10 protein-coding genes are annotated in these 15,920 nt (G+C 67.6%); 4 read left to right on the top strand and 6 right to left on the bottom strand.

The genetic code is table 11. The features are described from left to right. Nucleotides 1-39 precede the first annotated feature (39 nt). The 3 genes from OTERR_RS09085 to OTERR_RS09075 form a co-directional block, all read right to left on the bottom strand. Complete coding sequence (locus OTERR_RS09085; protein ID WP_149425554.1) at nucleotides 40-1,671, bottom strand: NAD(P)H-hydrate dehydratase; 1,632 nt, start codon at nucleotides 1,669-1,671, stop codon at nucleotides 40-42. Nucleotides 1,672-1,928: 257 nt separating this feature from the next. Continuing rightward, complete coding sequence (locus OTERR_RS09080) at nucleotides 1,929-2,831, bottom strand: histone deacetylase family protein (RefSeq protein WP_149425553.1); 903 nt, start codon at nucleotides 2,829-2,831, stop codon at nucleotides 1,929-1,931. A 139-nt stretch (nucleotides 2,832-2,970) separates the two neighbouring features. After that, nucleotides 2,971-3,810 carry an alpha/beta hydrolase gene (locus tag OTERR_RS09075; RefSeq protein WP_149425552.1) on the bottom strand — a complete coding sequence of 280 codons (840 nt, stop codon included), beginning with the start codon at nucleotides 3,808-3,810 and terminating at the stop codon, nucleotides 2,971-2,973. Between the two features lie 353 nt (nucleotides 3,811-4,163). Here OTERR_RS09075 and OTERR_RS09070 point away from each other — a divergent pair, with 353 nt between their 5' ends. Beyond that, the gene (locus OTERR_RS09070) at nucleotides 4,164-5,585 is read left to right on the top strand and encodes a diguanylate cyclase (protein WP_149425551.1); all 1,422 of its coding nucleotides are present in this window, start codon (nucleotides 4,164-4,166) and stop codon (nucleotides 5,583-5,585) included. An 86-nt stretch (nucleotides 5,586-5,671) separates the two neighbouring features. On the opposite strand, the gene OTERR_RS09065 is transcribed toward OTERR_RS09070, so the two are convergent. Further along, on the bottom strand, nucleotides 5,672-6,154 hold the full coding sequence (locus tag OTERR_RS09065; RefSeq protein ID WP_149425550.1) for a WbuC family cupin fold metalloprotein: 483 nt from the start codon (nucleotides 6,152-6,154) through the stop codon (nucleotides 5,672-5,674). A gap of 258 nt (nucleotides 6,155-6,412) precedes the next feature. On the opposite strand from OTERR_RS09065, the gene OTERR_RS09060 reads away from it, so the two are divergent. Together OTERR_RS09060 and purL are read left to right on the top strand one after the other, a co-directional pair. Next, complete coding sequence (locus OTERR_RS09060; protein WP_187775207.1) at nucleotides 6,413-7,282, top strand: GGDEF domain-containing protein; 870 nt, start codon at nucleotides 6,413-6,415, stop codon at nucleotides 7,280-7,282. Between the two features lie 138 nt (nucleotides 7,283-7,420). Next, nucleotides 7,421-11,368, top strand: coding sequence for a phosphoribosylformylglycinamidine synthase (gene purL, locus OTERR_RS09055; RefSeq protein ID WP_054620765.1), 3,948 nt, complete (start codon nucleotides 7,421-7,423; stop codon nucleotides 11,366-11,368). A 147-nt stretch (nucleotides 11,369-11,515) separates the two neighbouring features. Here the strand turns inward: purL and OTERR_RS09050 are convergent, their stop codons facing one another. Further along, the gene (locus tag OTERR_RS09050; RefSeq protein WP_223115913.1) at nucleotides 11,516-13,606 is read right to left on the bottom strand and encodes a c-type cytochrome; all 2,091 of its coding nucleotides are present in this window, start codon (nucleotides 13,604-13,606) and stop codon (nucleotides 11,516-11,518) included. Between the two features lie 174 nt (nucleotides 13,607-13,780). Here OTERR_RS09050 and OTERR_RS16580 point away from each other — a divergent pair, with 174 nt between their 5' ends. After that, nucleotides 13,781-13,909, top strand: a complete 129-nt coding sequence (locus OTERR_RS16580) for a hypothetical protein (RefSeq protein ID WP_281290327.1) — start codon at nucleotides 13,781-13,783, stop codon at nucleotides 13,907-13,909. A gap of 72 nt (nucleotides 13,910-13,981) precedes the next feature. Here OTERR_RS16580 and OTERR_RS09045 read toward each other — a convergent pair whose 3' ends face one another. Beyond that, the gene (locus OTERR_RS09045; protein ID WP_223115912.1) at nucleotides 13,982-15,727 is read right to left on the bottom strand and encodes a flagellinolysin; all 1,746 of its coding nucleotides are present in this window, start codon (nucleotides 15,725-15,727) and stop codon (nucleotides 13,982-13,984) included. Between the last annotated feature and the right edge of the window lie 193 nt (nucleotides 15,728-15,920).

Raw genomic sequence — 15,920 nt, 5'->3', positions numbered from 1 at the left:
GTTTCTTATGGTTTATCTGGGGCGGCGGGATGCCTGGTGTCATCCCAGCGGGAGGGTGGCGCCGACCCAGCGGTTGAGCAGGCTGCGGGCGGCGGGGATGGTTTCGCCGGCGGTCAGCCCCACCGGGCCGGTGCCGGCGGCCACCAGGGCATCGGCGGCGGCGCCGTGCAGATGCACCGCTGCTTCCAGGGCCGGGCCCGGAGGCCAACCCTGGGCGAGCAGGGCCACCACGATGCCGCTGAGCACGTCGCCCATGCCGGCGGTGGACATGCCCGGGTTGCCGCTCGGGTTGATCGCCCAGGCCGTGGGCAGGCCGTCCGGGTTTGCCGGGTCGTTGCCATCGCTGCCAGGCGGATGGGCCAGTACCGTGCCGCAGCCCTTCAGTGCCACGTGGGCGTTGAAGCGGGCCGCCAGGGTGCGGGCGGCGGCGATGCGGTCGGCCTGGATGGCGGCGGTATCGCAGGCGAGCAGCCGGGCAGCTTCGGCCGGGTGGGGGGTGAGCAGGGTCGGGGCGCGACCCGGGTTCCGGGCCGCCACCTGGGCGGCCAGTTGGGGCTCCCGGGCGACCAGGTTGAGGGCGTCGGCGTCCAGCACCAGGGGCACGGCCAGGCCCAGGGCCGTGGCCAGGTCGCGCCGGGCGGCATCGTCCTGGCCCAGGCCGGGGCCCACCGCCAGGGCCGACAAGGGGGTGGCGAGCAGGGCCTCGCCCCGGCGCAGCATCAGTTCGGGATGGACGATGTCCACGGCCGGGGCCTGGGGGTCGAGGCAGCCGACGAAGGTGCGCCCGGCCCCCAGCACCAGGGCGGCCCGGCCGGCCAGCAGCGCCGCGCCGGTCATGCCCGGGGCGCCGCCCAGGATGCCGGCCTCGCCGTTGCGGCCCTTGTGGCTGTTCTTGGGGCGGGGCTTCAGCCAGGGGGCAAAATCGGCGGGGGCGAGCAGGCGGCCGGGGGGCAGGAGGTGGGCGTCGTCAGCGGTGCTGGCAGCGCGGTTCGGTGAGCCACTGGCGGCAGCGGCCCAGGCCGTGGCCGCCACGCCCAGCTCGGCGATACGCACCGCGCCGGCCAGGTCGGGACCGTCGGCGGTGTGCAGCCCGGGCTTGTCGGCCAGGAAGGTTAGGGTGTGGGTCGCCTGCAGCGCCCCGGCCCAGGCGCGGCCGGTGTCGGCATCCAGCCCGGAGGGCACGTCCAGGGCCAGGATCGGGCAATGGTCGCGCCGTGCCTGGGCTTGTGCCGTGGCGGTCCAGGCCGCGTAAGGGGCGGCCAGGTCCCGGGCCAGGCCGATGCCGAACAGGCCATCGACGATCAGCCCCCAGGGGGTGGCCACGGGAATGTCGGCGGCGATGGCGCCGCCGCCGTCCAGGAAGGCCTGGCGGGCCGCGTGGGCGTCGGCGGAAAGCCGGGCCGGATCGGCCCGGGAAACCACCACCACGTCGATGTCGGCTTCGCGCAGGCGGGTGGCGCAGACGAAGGCGTCGCCGCCGTTGTTGCCGGGGCCGGCCAGCACCAGCACCGGCCGGGCGCTGTCGCTGCGCAACTGTTCGGCCCAGCGGGCCGCTGCCTCGCCGGCCCGGGCCATCAGGGGCTGGGCGGCATGGGCGGCCTCGAGACGGCGCAGGAGGGCGGCGGGGAGCAGGGGGCTGGTGCCAGGCAGGCGCGGCGAGCGGGTATCCATGGTCCCGATTCTAAGCCGGCAGGCGTTTTCTGGGGATGCTTGCCTTGCTGGCGGCATGGCCCGGGGCGTTGACGATGGAAGGTGGGGGCAGGGGGGAGGAACGTGCCTGTGGCTTGGGACCATGCTCAAGCCATTGGCCGGAGAGGCGCGCCAATGCTTGTTCTTGGCGATGGGCCTGTGAAACACCGCGCCAGTGCTTGCTCTCCGGGGAGTCTGTCTGGAGATGCCCGCCCCGCCTTGGGTTTGGCAGGGCGGGTTTACGCCGCGTAGTCCCGAGCGGTGAGCAGGGTGCGGGTGTGGATGGCCACCGTGTCGGCGATGTCCCGGGCGTAGCCGCCGGCCATGGCGATGGCCACCGGCACGCCGTGGGCGCGGCAGGCGTCGAGCACCTGCCGGTCCCGGGCGGCCAGGCCGTCCATGGACACGGCCAGGCGGCCGAGGCGGTCCCCCGCGTAAGGATCGGCGCCGGCCAGGTAGAGGACCAGGTCGTAGGGGCCGGCGGCGAAGGTGGCGGCCAGGCCCTGCTCCAGGGCGGCCAGGTAGGCGTCGTCGCCGGTGCCGTCGGGCAGTTCGATATCCAGGGCGCTGTGTGCTTTTTCAAAGGGGAAGTTGCGCGCGCCGTGGAGCGAGAAGGTGAAAGCATGGGGATCGCCGGCCAGGATGGTGGCGGTGCCGTTGCCCTGGTGCACGTCGGCGTCGATCACCGCCACCCGGCGCACCGCGCCTTCGGCCGCCAGGGTGCGCACCGTCACCGCCGCGTCGTTGAACACGCAGAAGCCTTCGCCCCGGTCGTAGTGGGCGTGGTGGGTGCCGCCGGCGAGATTGGCGGCTACCTTGCCGCCTGCCAGGGCGGCCCGGGCCGCCGCCAGGGTGGCGCCGGCGGAACGGCGCGAGCGTTCGACCATTTCGGGCGACCAGGGAAAGCCGATCTGGCGGATTTCCGCCGGGGTCAGCGCACCGGCTGCCACCCGGGCCACGTAGTCCGGGCAATGGGCAAGGGCCAGCTCGGCATCGCTGGCCGGCGGCGGCAGCTGCAGATCGTCCGGGGCAAAGACGGCGGAATCGAGCAGCGCCTGGCGCAGCCGGGCGTACTTGCTCATGGGAAAACGATGCCCCTCGGGCAGGGGCAGGACGAAGACGTCGGTGTAGAAGAGCTGCATGGCGGGGGCGGTCTGGAATGGGCGTGGCCGAGCGGGATGGGGGCGTCCCGTCAGATGGCTGCCTGGGTATCGGGGAGGTTCGGGCGCTTGCCTGGCCCATCGGTAGGGGTCATGACCGGTTCCGGCGGGCGCTGGGGGCTCAGGGGCTGTCGAAACCCAGTCGGGCCCAGAGCCGGGGCCATTCCTCGGCCCAGCAGCAATGGTGATCGAACCCGGGCTCGGTGAGTACCGTCAGGCCTTGCCGGGAGGTGAAACGGCGGGCATAAGCCGCGGCAATCGCCGGGGGAATAACCTCGTCCCGGGCGCCGACGAAATGCCATTGCCGCACCCGCTGCAGGGCATCGGCCGCGTCTGCCGGGTTGAGGGACCCCGTCAGCGGCGTGACGCGATGGTGGGCCGTCCAGGTCTGGTGGTCCAGGTTGCCGGCCACGGTCACCAGCCGATCCACATCGCGGCGCCGGGCGGCCACCAGGGCGGCAACGGCGCCGCCGCCGGAATAGCCCACCAGGGTCAGGGAGCGTGCGCCGGCCTGCTGTTTGAGCACATCGAGAGCCCGGTCGGTGGCGGCCACGACCTCGTCGGCAAAGCGTCGGTTGGTCCAGTAGGCCATGGCGCATCCGGTGGCTTCGGCGTCGGTGAACTGGCAGGGGCGGGCCAGGTAGGCCACATTGCCGCCGGGCTGGGCCAGGGCCATCTTCAGGGTGACCGGATCGCGCGGCGTGGGATCGTAGGAGGGTCGCGATGCGCTCATCCAGGCAAACCCGTCGCCTTCGATATAGACGGTCAGCCGCTCGCTGCGGGGGAGCGGGACAGGATGCCAGGCGGCCAGCACGAACGGGCCGGTGGCGATGCGCGCCATCTGCCAGCCCCGGCTCTGGGCCAGGCGGTCGGCGGCCGCCAGCCGCTCGGCGGGCGTGGGGATGGACGCACAGGCGCCGAGGAAAAGGGCGAGGGCGATCAGGGCAAACGGGCTTTTCATCGTTGCGGTGGTGCCAATGGTTTTAGGTCGCTCGCGTGGCGGAGTCCGGGATCAGGCCGATCCGCATTCTAGTCGGTGGGGAAAAGGCCATGAAACCTTCTGGCAATCGGGAATCCGCCAGGCTGGCCGGAGATGGCGGCCGGGATGCCGGCTGGCGACGGAAGCGCATGGGCAGAGGGACTGAGGCTGGCTTCAAGCGTCTCCGCCGGTTTGCCGATTCTTTGCCGATTCCCGTGGCACGGGTGGGCGATGCAATCCTGCCGTGGAGAGCGTCACCGCGAATGTTTGGAAGCGTGTCGTCGCGGCAGGTAGACTAATTAGCTTTTGCTTATTTTCCTCCAGCCGAGTCCGCCATGTCCCAGCCGTCTTCCCCTTTGTCCGCCCAGCCATCCGCAACCCATCGGCCGATGGCTCCGGAGGCGGAGTGGCTGGCCTTGGTGGCGACCACGCCGGAGCCTTGCCGGGCAGCGGTGGCGGCGGTGGTGCGGATCCATGGGCCGGAACTGGCGGCTCATTTCTACGGGGCCATGATGGCGGATCACGACGCCGCCAATTTCCTCGACCACACCATCGTCAACGAGCGCCTGCGCGGCTCCATGGCCCGTTGGTTGGAGGAAATTTTCATCCAGGAGCTCCATGACGAGGCCCAGGCCGCTGCCGTGGTGGCTCATCAGCGCCACGTCGGCGAGGTCCACGCCCGTATCCGCCTGCCCATCTACCTGGTGGCCCGGGGCGCCCGCGTATTGAAGGCGGCGATCTTTCGCCTGCTGGCGGAACAGAACCTGCCGCCGGAGCAGCACCTGCGCGCCATGCCCTACGTGGGACAGGTGATGGACCTGGCCCTGGAGCTGATGAGCGCGGCCTTCGTGCGCAATTCGGAGCGCAGCGCCCGGGCCGACGAGGCCTACCGGCTGTTTTCCCTGGGGCAGAACATGTCGGTGGAGCGGGAGCGGCAACGCTCGGTGCTGCTTGAATGGGGGCAGGAGGTACTGTTCATGCTGCACCGGCCGAGCAGCCGGGCGGTGTTGCCCAACCTGGCCCATTCCGAGTTCGGCCTGTGGCTCAACCACAAGGCACGCATGATGTTCGAGGGCTCGGAGGAACTGGGCCAGATCCAGGACATCGTCGAGCGCGTCGATAGCGCCTTGCTGCCCCAGCTGCGGGTGGCCGACCCAGCGGCACCCCAGTTGAATACGCTGGTGGGCGAGTTCTACGGTGAGCTCGACAGCCTGAAATTCCTGCTGTCGTCCCTGTTCGAGCGCTACCTGGAAGTGGAAAACGGCCGGGACGCCCTGACCCGGCTGCTCAACCGGCGCTTCCTGCCCTCGGTGCTGAGCCGGGAGATCGCCCTGTACCGCGGCGAGAGCCAGGGCTTTGCCCTGTTGCTGCTCGACATCGACCACTTCAAGAACATCAACGACAGCTACGGCCACGATTCGGGCGACGCTGTGCTGCAGCAGGCCTCGGCCCTGGTGCTCAATGCCGTGCGCAGCGGCGATTTCGTCTTCCGCTACGGCGGCGAGGAAATCCTGGTGATCCTGGTGGAGGTCAATGCGGATGCCACCCAGCGAATCGCCGAGAGCATCCGGCAGAAGTTCGACTCCGGCGAATTCCTCATCAGCGACGGCCGGGCGCTCCACGTCACCGTCAGCATTGGCGTGGCCCAGTTCGACGGCCACCCCGACTACCAGTACCTGATCAACCGGGCCGACGCGGCCCTCTACGCCGCCAAGCAGCAGGGCCGCAACCGGGTCTGCCAGGCGCCGGCGGAGTGAGCCGGCCGGGGGCGGCGCCTTCCGCCCCGTGCCCGGGGCTTTCCGTTTTTTTTTGCGGTTGCGCCCCCGCTCCTGGGGCGGGCCGGTCAGCCCCGGGGCAGGGTGTCCCCCACCCGGGCCGTGGCGTACCAGGCCAGGGTGGCGTTCACCGCGCCGGCCGGTGCGTCGGCCGCGGGCGACCAGGGGGCGTAGTCGGCCTCGGTGATGGGCTGGTAGGGGCCGTGCTTGACCTCGAAAATCACGCCGCCTTCATCCAGGGACAACACGGCGTGCCAGCCGCCGGCCGGCGTTTCCAGGGTCAGGGCGTCCTCGCCCAGGACGGTGCGCTGCGTCACCGTGCCGGCCTCGTCGAAATGCAGCACCACGAAGCGGCCGCGCAGCGGGTAGAGCAGTTCCCAGGTGTGCGGATGGCGGTGGGGGCGGACGTAGGTGTCCGGCTCCATGGCGATGGCTAGGCGCTGGATCGGGTCGTCCAGCTGGGGGTGGAGGTTGAGGTTGGCGCGGCGACGGGGCGAGGCCTGGGCCTGGGCCGACAGGGCATCGAGTTGACTGGGGGTGATCTGTTGCACCGGAACTCCGGATAAAAAAAGAGCGGCGCGGGGGCGCCGCCGGGGGGCGTATTGTCGCCGGCCGGCCCCGCTGTGGGGAAGTGTCCGGCAAAGTGAATTTTGCTGCGCCATGCTGTTCCAATCCCCAACGATCCGCTTTGCATGAACGGGAAGCGGGCGGTGAGGGGACCGTGGTCCCAAGTGGACGGGGTTCCGGCTGAGGTTTGGATGGTGCGGCGGGAGCAGGACATGGCGCGGGAAAATCTCGGGTCGGGGACGATGACCCTTGGCCAAGGTGGGCAAAACAGCGCCCGGGATGCCGGGCAGGGCACGAGGCAAGGACTCTGGCAGGCGTATCTCCTCGGTCTGGTCGATCAGGTGCTGGAGTTGCCCCGCTGGTTGATCCGGTTGGGGCTGGCGGCTGCGGGGGTGTGGCTGCTGGCCATGATCGGCGTGGGCGTGCTGCTGGTGCAGGACACCTTGCTGACTGGCATGGCCGGGCGAATGGCGCTGGCCGTGGCCGTGACCCTGCCGACGGTCAGCCTGGGGCTGCTGGCGGCGGTGGTGCTGCGCCTGAGCCGGGAAAATCGGCAATTGACCGAGCGGATGCGCGAACAGGGCGGCGTTGACCTGCTTACCGGCATTGCCGGGCGGGCGAACTTTTCCGAGGCGTGCGAGCGGGAATTCGTCCGTTTTCGCCGTTACGGCCATCCCCTGGCCGTGATCCGCCTCAACGTGGATTTCTTCAACCGCCTGAGCGACGCCTATGGCGACGACGTGGCGGATCAATTGCTGATGCGTCTGGCCAGCCTGATGGCTGCCGAAGTCCGTGACAGCGACTTGATCGGCCGCCTGGGCGAGGCCGAATTCGCTGCCCTGCTGCCCGGAGTCGATTCGGAGGGGGCCAGCCAGCCGGCCAGCCGGATCTGCGAGGGGGCGGCCCGACTGAGCCTGCCCAGCGATCTGGGCGATCTGCACTTTACCGTCAGTGTCGGCGTGGCCCACGCCGAGAAGCCCGATCGAGACGGCCAGGCCCTGCTGCGCCGGGCCAAGGTGGCCTTGGGGGCGGCGGTGTTCGCCGGCCGCAACCGGGTGGCATTGTCCGACGGGGTGCTGCTCTTTCCCCTGCGTTCCCGGGGCGATGACTGAGTGATCGGTCGAGGTGCAGGAGCGGGGCAAGGGTCGGGCCTGACTCCGGTATAATCCTGTTTTTCCCTTTGTGACGCGTGGCGGGTCCCTCCCGGGGCCGCTTGGCCGACGTCCTACCGCCTTTCTGTGACATCTCCGATGGCCGATCTTCTCCTCCTGCGGGGCGCCCCCGCCTTTTCCGCCTTCCGCCTGCAACGCCTCAAGGACCGCCTGGCCGCCGCCGTGCCCAGCGTCACCGGCCTGACCGCCGACTTCTGGCATTTCGTCGAGCTCGAAGGCCCCCTGGCCGACGATGACCGGGAGCGCCTGGCTCAGTTGCTCGGCGAAGTGGCGGCGGATGAGCTGCCGGAACGGGAGTTGATCCTGGTCACGCCGCGCATCGGCACCATTTCGCCCTGGTCGTCCAAGGCCACCGACATCGCCCGCAACACCGGCATTGCCGGCGTGAAGCGCATCGAGCGCGGCATCGCCTACCGGGTCATGAGCCGGGGCAACCTGGACGATGCCGCCCGCGGGCACGTCGAGGCCCTGTTGCACGACCGCATGACCGAATCGGTGCTGGAAGGCTTCGATCACGTCGCCGCCCTGTTCGCCCACGTGGCGCCCAAGCCCCTGGCCACGGTGGATGTGCTGGCCGGCGGCCGGCCCGCCCTGGTGGCGGCCAACGCCAGCCTGGGCCTGGCCCTGTCGGAAGACGAGGTCGATTACCTGCTGGACATCTTCACCAAGGCCGGGCGCAACCCGACCGACGTGGAGCTGATGATGTTCGCCCAGGCCAACTCGGAACACTGCCGGCACAAGATCTTCAACGCCGCCTGGGTGATCGACGGCGAACAGCGCGACGAAACCCTGTTCGGCATGATCAAGGCCACCCACAAGGCCGCGCCGGAAGGCACGGTGATGGCTTACGCCGACAACGCCTCGATCATCGAGGGGGCCACCATTCCCCGCTTCTATCCCCGGGAAGGCGGCGCCTACGCCTATTCCGAGGAAACGACCCATATCCTGACCAAGGTCGAGACCCACAACCACCCCACCGCCATTTCCCCTTTCCCCGGCGCCGCCACCGGCTCCGGCGGGGAAATCCGCGACGAGGGCGCCACCGGCCGGGGCTCCAAGCCCAAGGCCGGCCTGTGCGGTTTCACCGTGTCCAACCTGAACATTCCCGGCGCCGAGCAGCCCTGGGAAGCGGCCACCAGCACCTACGGCCGTCCCGGCCGCATCGCCAGCGCCCTGGACATCATGATCGAGGGCCCGATCGGTGCCGCTGCCTTCAACAACGAATTCGGCCGCCCCAACCTGACCGGCTACTTCCGCACCTATGAAGAGAAGGTGGGCGGCGAGGTCAAGGGTTACCACAAGCCGATCATGATCGCCGGCGGCCTGGGCAGCATCCAGGCCGAGCAGTCGTTCAAGGCCGAGACCTTCCCGGTGGGCACCCTGTTCGTCCAGCTGGGCGGGCCGGGCATGCTGATCGGCCTGGGCGGCGGCGCCGCCAGCTCGATGAGCGCCGGCACCAACACCGAAGACCTGGACTTCGCCTCGGTGCAGCGCGGCAACCCGGAAATCCAGCGCCGCGCCCAGGAGGTCATCGACCGCTGCTGGCAGATGGGTGGTAACAACCCGATCCTGTCGATCCACGACGTGGGTGCCGGCGGCCTGTCCAACGCCTTCCCCGAACTGGCCCATTCCGGCGGGGTCGGCGCCACCTTCCAGCTGCGCAAGGTGCAGATCGAGGAACCGGGCATGAGCCCGGCGGAAATCTGGAGCAACGAATCCCAGGAACGCTATGTGCTGGCCATTCCGCCCGAGCGGCTGAATGACTTCGCCGCCCTGTGCGAGCGCGAGCGCTGCCCCTACGCCGTGGTCGGCGAGGCCACCGGGGACGGCCAGCTGAAAGTGGTGGACAGCCACTTCGGCAACAATCCGGTGGACATGGACATGGAGGCGCTGCTCGGCAAGCCGCCGCGCATGACCCGGGACGTGGCCCACGCCGATGCCGCCGTCACGCCTTTCGACCCCACCGCCATCGACCTCAAGGATGCCGCCTACCGGGTGCTGCGCCTGCCGGCGGTGGCCGACAAGACCTTCCTCATCTCCATCGGTGACCGCACCGTGGGCGGCCTGACTGCCCGCGACCAGATGGTCGGCCCCTGGCAGGTGCCGGTGGCCGACGTGGCCGTTACCCTGATGGGCTTCCAGGGCTACACCGGCGAAGCCTTCGCCATGGGCGAGCGCACCCCGGTGGCGGTGCTCGACGCTCCCGCCTCGGGCCGCATGGCCATCGGCGAGGCCCTGACCAACCTGGCCGCCGCCGATGTGGGCGAGCTGAAGCGGGTCAAGCTGTCCGCCAACTGGATGGCCGCCTGCGGCGTGGCCGGCGAGGACGCCCGCCTGTTCGACACCGTCCAGGCCGTCTCCCAGCTGTGCCAGTCGGTGGGCGTGTCGATTCCGGTGGGCAAGGATTCCCTGTCCATGCGCACCGCCTGGGACGACCAGGGCGAGAAGAAGCAGGTGGTGTCCCCCCTGTCCCTGATCGTTACCGCGTTCGCCCGGGTGGACGACGTGCGCCGCACCCTGACGCCCCAGTTGAAGCTCGACCAGGGCGAGACCGAACTGCTGCTGCTCGACCTGTCCGCCGGCAAGAACCGCCTGGGCGGCTCGGCCCTGGCCCAGGTGTACAACGCCACCGCCAGCGAAGCCCCGGATGTGGACGATCCGAAGCGGCTGCTGGATTTCTTCAACACCATCCAGTCCCTCAACCGGGACGGTCTGCTGCTGGCCTACCATGACCGCGGCGACGGCGGCCTGTTCGCCACTGTGGCGGAAATGGCCTTCGCCTCCCGCTGCGGTGTGACGCTCAACACCGACCTGCTGGCCTACGACCCGCTGATGCACGACGTGGACGGCAACGAGCGCAAGCCTCAGTTGATGGACGGCCGCTCCATGGAAATGCAGATGCGTGCCCTGTTCGCCGAAGAACTGGGCGCCGTGGTGCAGATCCGCCGTGCCGACCGGGAGAAGGTCACCGCCCGCCTGCGTGAGGCCGGCCTGGGCAAGTGCTACATGCTGATCGGCTACCCCAATGACCGGGATCAGGTCCGGGTGGTGCGCAACGCCAAGCCGATCTTCTCGGAAAACCGGGTGGATCTGCACCGGGCCTGGTCCGAGACCAGCTACCGCCTGCAAAGCCTGCGCGACAACCCGGAATGCGCCCAGTCCGAGTACGACCGTATTCTCGACAAGGAAGACACCGGCCTGTTCGTGAAGCTGCCCTTCGATACCAACGAGGACGTGGCGGCCCCGTACATTGCCACTGGTGCCCGGCCCCAGATCGCCGTTCTGCGCGAGCAGGGGGTGAACGGCCAGGTGGAAATGGCCGCCGCCTTCGACCGTGCCGGTTTTGCCGCGGTGGACGTGCACATGAGCGATATCGTCGCCGGCCGCGTCAATCTGGCCGACTTCAAAGGCCTGGCGGCCTGCGGCGGCTTCTCCTACGGCGACGTGCTGGGGGCGGGGCAGGGCTGGGCCAAGACCATCCTGTTCAACGAGCGCTGCCGCGACGAGTTTGCCGCCTTCTTCCACCGCGACGACACCTTCGCCCTGGGCGTGTGCAACGGCTGCCAGATGATGAGCGGCCTGAAGGGCCTGATCCCGGGCGCCGAGCACTGGCCCCTCTTCCACCGCAACCGGGTGGAGCAGTTCGAGGCCCGCTTCGTCACCGTGGAAATTCCCGAGTCCCCCTCGATCTTCTTCGCCGGTATGGCCGGCACCGTGGCCCCGGTGGTGGTGTCCCACGGCGAAGGCCGGGCGGTGTTCGAGCAAGCCGACGACCAGGCCAAGGTGCTTACCGCCATGCGCTATGTGGACAGCCGCGGCCAGGTCACCGAGACCTACCCGTTCAACCCTAACGGCTCACCCGCCGGCATCACCGGGGTGACCACGGCGGACGGCCGCTTCTCGATCATGATGCCGCACCCGGAGCGGGTCTTCCGCACCGTGCAGATGTCCTGGGCGCCGGCCGGTCTCGGCGAGGATGCGCCCTGGATGCGCATGTTCCGCAACGCGCGCAAGTGGGTGGGCTAAGCTCCTAGCGACGACGCTTGTCGCCTACCTGCTGTCGCTGTTAGGCAATGCCATGAAAAAGCCCGGGAGTCTCCTCCTGGGCTTTTTGCTTTGCCACATCAAGAAGAACCGGTGCCGGAGTGGTACCGGCACCGTTGTGTGGCGGACTCAGTAGCGTGCATCCTCCGGCTTCTTGTCCTTCGGCCAGTCCTTCACCTTTTCGGGGAAGTCCGGGCGGGGCTGGTGGCTGAAGTACTCCGCCACATCCAGCGCCTCCTGGTCCGACAAACCGCCCTGGCCCAAGGGGAACTTGGCGTGGAAGCCGATCGGCATGTTGCGCTTTACGAAGGCGGCGGCGGTGTAGGTGCGGGCCATGCCGGCGCCGATGTTGAAGGACTGGTCGCCCCACAGCGGCGGATAGACCATCTTGCAGTCGGCCGACTTGAGCCCTTCGCCGTTCTCACCGTGGCAGATGGCGCACTGGGCGGCGTAGATCTTCTTGCCATTGTCGGGGTCGGGCTTCAGGGAACGGTCGATCTTGCCCACACCGCGGCCGGGCACCTTGTCTTCCGGCTTGGTGGCGCCTTTCATCCAGTCGAAGTAGGCGACCATGGCCTTCATGTCGGGCGATTCCACGGGCAGGGGCTTGCCGTTCATGGAACGCTTGAAGCAGCCGTTAATGCGGTCCTCCAGGGTGATGGTGCGGCCGGCCCGGGGGGCGTAGCTGGGGAACATGGCGGAGACACCGACGAAGGGGGAGCCGTCGGCCACGGTGCCGGAGTTCAGGTGGCAACTGGTGCAGTTGAGCTGATTGCCCACGTTGTTCGGCAGCAGATCCTTGGTTTCCAGGTGCAGGCGCATGCCGCGCACCAGTTGAGTGGCGTTAGGCTTGCTCAGCATGTCGGCCAGGCGCGGCGTCTCGAACTTGCTGTTGTCGATGGCCTTGGGATCTTCCTTGACGACCTCGGCGCGCATCTTCTTCACTTCGGCAGCGCTTACCGCGGAGGAGCCGTTACCCCAGCTGGCGCGGACGAAGGTGAGCAATTCCGCCAGTTCCTGGTCATTGAGGCGGGCGAAGCCGGGCATGGTGAACACCCGGGGATGGGCCGCTGTGGAGGCGGTTTTCCAGCCGGTCAGGGTGATGTGCAGCAGAGTGGCCGGCTCCTTCGCCGTCACCGCCGGGTTGCCGGCCAGGGGCGGGAAGATCTTGCTCACGCCGCCGCCGTCCTGGCGGTGGCAGTCGACGCAGAACTGCACGTAGGCCAAGCCGCCCCGGGAGGTGAACAGGTTGTCCGGCACCTTGCCCGCCACGGTGGTGCGGGGTGTGCTTGGTGCCGGCAGCTCGTGCTCGCCCGGGGGCAGGGACTTGAGGTAGGTGGCGATGGCCACCAGGTCATCGTCCTTGACGTGCTGGGTGCTGTGGTGAATCACGTCGGCCATGTTGCCGGAGGCAGTGGCGAAGCGGTTTTGCCCGGTCTTGAGGAAGAGGGTGGTGTCTTCCACGGTCCACAGGCCGCGCAGGCTCAGGGCGCGCCAGGATTCGACCGTCTCGCCGACCAGGTAGTGCTTGCCCTTGCTGCCAGCGTCGCTCATGGCCTTCTCCTGGAAGGCGATGCCCCGAGGGGTGTGACAGGAGCCGCAGTGCCCCAGGCCCTGGACCAGATAGGCGCCCCGGTTCCAGACGGCGTCCTTCTGCGGATCGGGCTGGAAGGGTTTGGCATCGATGAAGGCCCAGTTCCACAGCGACAGCCCCCAGCGCATGCTGAAGGGCCACTTCATTTCGCTCTTCTTATTGGCCTGGTCTACAGCCGGGACGCCGTGCTGCAGATAGGCATAGAGGGCCCGCATGTCCTCTTCGCTGGTCTTGGCGTAGGAGGGGTAGGGCATGGCCGGGTAGAGGTTGTGTCCGTCGGCGGCGACGCCCTTGCGCATGGCGCGATCGAACTGGGCGAAGGTGTAGCTGCCGAGGCCGGTTTTGGCATCCGGGGTGATGTTGGTGGAGTAGATGGCGCCGAAGGGCGTCTTCAGTTCCAACCCGCCGGCCATCGGCTTGCCCCCGGGGGCGGTATGGCAGGCCACGCAATCGCCCAAGCGGGCGACGTATTCGCCGCGCTTGAGGATTTCAGCATCCGGGGTGGAAGAGGGAGCAGCAATGGCCTGGGGGGCCAGCAGGCTGCCCAGGCCCACGGCGAGGAATGCCAGGGCGGCCTCCCTCAACCCCAGGGGGCGGGGGTTGCGCAGGTTACGTGGGGTGTTCATGGACGTCATTCCAGTAGTGAAAACATCTCCAGCCTATTCCCTTGCCTTGAGTAGGGGAATAGCGAGTTCAGGCGATTCTGATAGGTACTTTTTCCTATAGGCGTAGGGGGTATCGCTATATTTGCCTCTGGGAAGGGCGGGGCTGGCAACCGAAATATGGATGGCGCGATCCCTGTGACCCCTGTGACCCCCGCGACCCCCGAGATCCCCGAGATCCCCGAGATCCCCGAGATCCCCGAGATCCCCGAGATCCCCGAGATCCCCGAGATCCCCGATCGCCCTGATAGATTCGTGGCTTGCTAGGGTTCCCTGCTTTTTCCAATGAAAAAAGCCCGGGGTTCTTCTCCCGGGCTTTTGCTTGGGGCATGGGCAAGATCAGGCGCGCAGCAGTCCGAGCACGAGTTGACCGGTGACTTTGGTCTGGGCGATGAGGCCGCCGGCGGCTTGCTGGAGGATCTGCGAACGCGCCAGTCCTGCGGTCTCGGCGGCGTAGTCGGTGTCCTGGATGCGCGAACGGCTGGCGATCAGGTTCTGCTCGCTGCTCTGCAGGTTTGTAACCGCGGTTTCCAGTCGGGAAAGCTGGGCGCCGATGCGGGCGCGCTGTTTGTTCACGTAGGCCAGGGCTTCATCGACATGGACGATGGAAACGCTGGCGCCGGCCCCGGTGCTCAGATCGGTATCGTCGATGCCCAGGGCAAAGGCATTCACGGCGCCCAATTCGACCTGCAGATTTTCCCCTGCCTTGGCGCCGATCTGAAAGCTCACCTGGCGCGATCCGGCTCCGCCACCGAGGTTCTCGAAGGTTTCCTTGAAGCCCGAGAGCACATCGTTGGGGTCGTAGCCCTTGCCGCCGCCAAAGGGCACGATCGAATCGGCAGTCTGCTCAGGGCCTCCGTCAGCATCCAGGCCACCCACTGCGCCGGTGTCGGCATTGGTCAGGTTGATGCGATTCTGGATATAGGCCACACCATTGGCCTGGAAGTCGCTTTCGAAGGTGGCGAGGTTTTTGCCGATGAGACTCTGTAGTGCCGTATCCAGATCGCTGCCAGGGTTCTTGTTCAGGTACTGCATCAAGCCCTTGATGCCGCCCGCGCCGGCCGCCTTGAGCTGGTCGTGCAGATAACGCACTTTTACGTAAGCCCCGGAGTAGTGCTGGGAGTCGCTGGCCCAGCCTGCGCCATTGACCGAACCGACGACGGCGGCCATGCCGGCAGCGCCCCCGCCTGCGGCGGCAATGTCGATCTTCAGGCGTTCGTCGGCACCGTGGATGAATTCGGCCGAGCCCTCCTTGAACCAGGTCGGGACGCTCTGGGTGATGGCGCTGTTCATGACCGCGTGCACCATTTCGTGCATGACCGTGCGGTCTGTGTAGAAGGGATAGGTGCCGCCGTTGGGCAAGTTGGCCGGAGTGGCATCGGCCATGTCCACCTGCAGGTCTTGGAAATAGCCGGGCTGGCTCGGTGGACCGACAAAGGCGGCGATATTGCCAGGGCCGTCGGTGAAGCTGGAAACGCCGATGTACATCTTTTCGCCACCGCCCTGGATACCGTAATACTGGGCGATCCGCGTTTCCGAACTGGACAGCCAGCCGATACGCATGCCGTCGAGCACGGCCCGTTTGTTCGGGTCGCCGCCGATACTGGAATGGCTCTGGGAGAAAATTTTTTCGCCGTTGAATTCGGCGGTTTCCCCCATGCGGGAAATTTCCTGGACTAGTTGGCGGGCTTCATCCTGGAGCGCTTGGCGGTCACTGGAGGAGTTGGTGTCGTTGGCAGCCTGGACCGACAGTTCGCGGATGCGCTGCAACGCATCAGAGACGGATGAGAGGGAACCGTCGGCCGTCTGCAGTAACGAGATACCGTCGTTGGCATTGCGGGCCGCCTGGCGCGAACCACGTATTTGCCCGGTCATGCGTTCTGAAATCGCCAGCCCCGCGGCATCGTCAGCAGCCGAATTGATACGCAACCCAGACGATAGCCGGCGGTAGGCGCGGGTGAGCGTGTTCTCTGCACCGCTCAATTGGCGGGCCGTGAACGCGGCGTCTAGGTTGGTGTTTATTTGCATGGTTATCGTGGCTGGATGACCGGCACAGACAAGCCTGTCGCGCAGGGCGGCATCCAACCTGCATAACGGCCGGATGTAAACAAACTTTAACTACGGGGGGCGAATGGTTTAGTTTTGATGGCCAGCGGTTGGTAATAGATTTTTGATAGCTGGACGCTATGAATGAAATTCAAGAATTGAATTTCATTTCTTGATAATCAATAGCTATCGTTGGTCGACCATTTCTGCCGATAGAAGGCTGGGAGATCGC

This window comes from Oryzomicrobium terrae (assembly GCF_008274805.1).
Taxonomy (GTDB): domain Bacteria; phylum Pseudomonadota; class Gammaproteobacteria; order Burkholderiales; family Rhodocyclaceae; genus Oryzomicrobium; species Oryzomicrobium terrae.
The sequence above is the reverse complement of the archived record's forward strand: the minus strand, read 5'-3'. Positions and strand labels throughout refer to the sequence as shown.

Coding starts and splice junctions, on each gene's coding strand:
- OTERR_RS09085 (WP_149425554.1), bottom strand. CDS start 1,671: ATGGATACCCGCTCGCCGCGCCTGCCTGGCACCAGCCCCCTGCTCCCC.
- OTERR_RS09080 (WP_149425553.1), bottom strand. CDS start 2,831: ATGCAGCTCTTCTACACCGACGTCTTCGTCCTGCCCCTGCCCGAGGGG.
- OTERR_RS09075 (WP_149425552.1), bottom strand. CDS start 3,810: ATGAAAAGCCCGTTTGCCCTGATCGCCCTCGCCCTTTTCCTCGGCGCC.
- OTERR_RS09070 (WP_149425551.1), top strand. CDS start 4,164: ATGTCCCAGCCGTCTTCCCCTTTGTCCGCCCAGCCATCCGCAACCCAT.
- OTERR_RS09060 (WP_187775207.1), top strand. CDS start 6,413: ATGACCCTTGGCCAAGGTGGGCAAAACAGCGCCCGGGATGCCGGGCAG.
- purL (WP_054620765.1), top strand. CDS start 7,421: ATGGCCGATCTTCTCCTCCTGCGGGGCGCCCCCGCCTTTTCCGCCTTC.
- OTERR_RS09050 (WP_223115913.1), bottom strand. CDS start 13,606: ATGAACACCCCACGTAACCTGCGCAACCCCCGCCCCCTGGGGTTGAGG.